This is a genomic window from Gemmatimonadales bacterium, assembly GCA_036500345.1.
GTDB lineage: Bacteria > Gemmatimonadota > Gemmatimonadetes > Gemmatimonadales > GWC2-71-9 > Palsa-1233.
Genome location: DASYCE010000005.1, coordinates 1 through 1,551, shown reverse-complemented (window position 1 = coordinate 1,551; position 1,551 = coordinate 1). Strand labels below are relative to the sequence as shown.

General features: G+C 65.6%; 3 protein-coding genes. 2 read left to right on the top strand and 1 reads right to left on the bottom strand.

What is annotated here, in order from left to right; translation table 11 throughout:
• Positions 1–214: 214 nt before the first annotated feature.
• Positions 215–532: a hypothetical protein gene (locus VGM20_02220; GenBank protein ID HEY4099672.1), complete on the top strand. Its 318-nt coding sequence runs from the start codon at positions 215–217 to the stop codon at positions 530–532.
• 53 nt (positions 533–585) lie between these two features.
• The gene (locus VGM20_02215) at positions 586–1,011 is read left to right on the top strand and encodes a PRC-barrel domain-containing protein (GenBank protein HEY4099671.1); all 426 of its coding nucleotides are present in this window, start codon (positions 586–588) and stop codon (positions 1,009–1,011) included.
• A 293-nt stretch (positions 1,012–1,304) separates the two neighbouring features.
• On the opposite strand, the gene VGM20_02210 is transcribed toward VGM20_02215, so the two are convergent.
• On the bottom strand, positions 1,305–1,551 hold a 247-nt coding region (locus VGM20_02210; protein ID HEY4099670.1), incomplete at its 5' end, for a hypothetical protein.

Sequence of the window (1,551 nt, the reverse complement as noted above, 5' to 3'; positions counted from 1 at the left end):
CTTCTGGCGCTGCAGGGTTACCACGTCGACGGGACCGACAGCAGCTTTCTCCAGATCGGCAGCCGTCTGCGTTCCATCGCGGCTGGTCCCGGCCTGGCCGGGACCAGCCGCGGCGGCGCCGGACAAAGTTGTCAAATCGTCATGACACCGCTTGAATCACACCATCTTCGAGGAGCACGGTGGTAGTCGATTCCGCTTGGAAGGACCTCCTATCGTGATCCTGGAATTGGCCGTCGCCGCCGCTGTCGGTGCGGCGGCAGGGCTTATCGGCGAGACGCTCGCGCGGCACCGCCATCGGCTTCCCCGCCTGGTGACCATGACCATCGGCGCCGCTGCGGCGATCACCGGCACGGCCGCCGCGGATTCGGTACGCGAGGAACCGCTCAGCCCGATCCTGATGCTGTGCGCACCGCTATTCTTCGCCGGCATCGCTATCGCCGTTGCGGTCACCAAGCTTGACCGCCGCGCGGAGCAGCGAGCCTATTCGCCCACCTCAGACGACAGACCGTTTCCGAGCCAGGACCCCGGGTAGCCAGGCACAACCCCCCACTCACGTGGGACGGCGCCGTAACGAAGGGAAGATCGATGACCGACCCCACCGCCCCATCATTGATCAAGCTGAGCGACAGCGATCAGGTCCTGGCCGACCCGGCGGAGGACATCCGCGGCAAGAAAGTGCACGATCGCGACGGCGACGACCTCGGCACCGTGGGCGACCTGCTCATCGACGCCGACGAGGGCAAGGTCCGCTTCCTCCTCGTCGAGCACGGCGGCATTCTCGGCATCGGCAGCAAATCAACCTTCATCCCGGTCGACGCCGTCGACGACATCGATGACAACACCGTTCATGTCACCGAGCCGCGCGAGCGGATCGCCGCGGCACCCGCGTATGACCCCGAACTTATGGACGCAGCGGACTACTACGACTCGGTTTACGCCTATTACGGCGTGCCATCGTTCTGGAGCGCCGGATACATCTATCCCGGCTATCCCTTCATCCCGCGACAGTAGACGCGCAAGGTCAGGTCCTGCGATGCAACGTGAGCGCCGCAGCGGTCGCGTTGCATCGCTGGCGCCAGCAGGAAGCTCGGGCTCACGATCATGCAGAGACTCGCGGGCCAGCCGTCCCGCGTTCCGCAAACAGCGTCCCACCCGGCCGTTGGGCGACCGAACAGCTCTCATCGCACACCTGCGGCGACCGTCCGCAACCGATCTGTTCCGTACCCAGCCGACGTCGTCGCTTACCCGCGCAGCCGCTCTAGGAATACCACGGTCGCATGTGCGTGGCGGCTTGTCCGCCTCGGTCAGCGCTCGGTGACGGCATCCCTGCCATGAGCGACATCGACATAGAAAATGCCCGGTGCAAGGCCGACCCGGAAGGGAAGATGCTCGCCGGATTCCACGGTGACGGTCGTGCGGACGGTTCCGCCGTGCGACGGAGCACGGCGAACCTCTTCGATCGCCGGAAGGCCTGGATCGAGCGCGCGTCTGCCAGTCGCCTGCACATGCTCGAGGAGAACGATCAAAATATCCGCTCTGCCCGGCTCGGCG

What these genes read in the sequence shown, in the direction of transcription:
- VGM20_02215 (HEY4099671.1), top strand. Translation starts at nt 586, where the DNA reads ATGACCGACCCCACCGCCCCATCATTGATCAAGCTGAGCGACAGCGAT.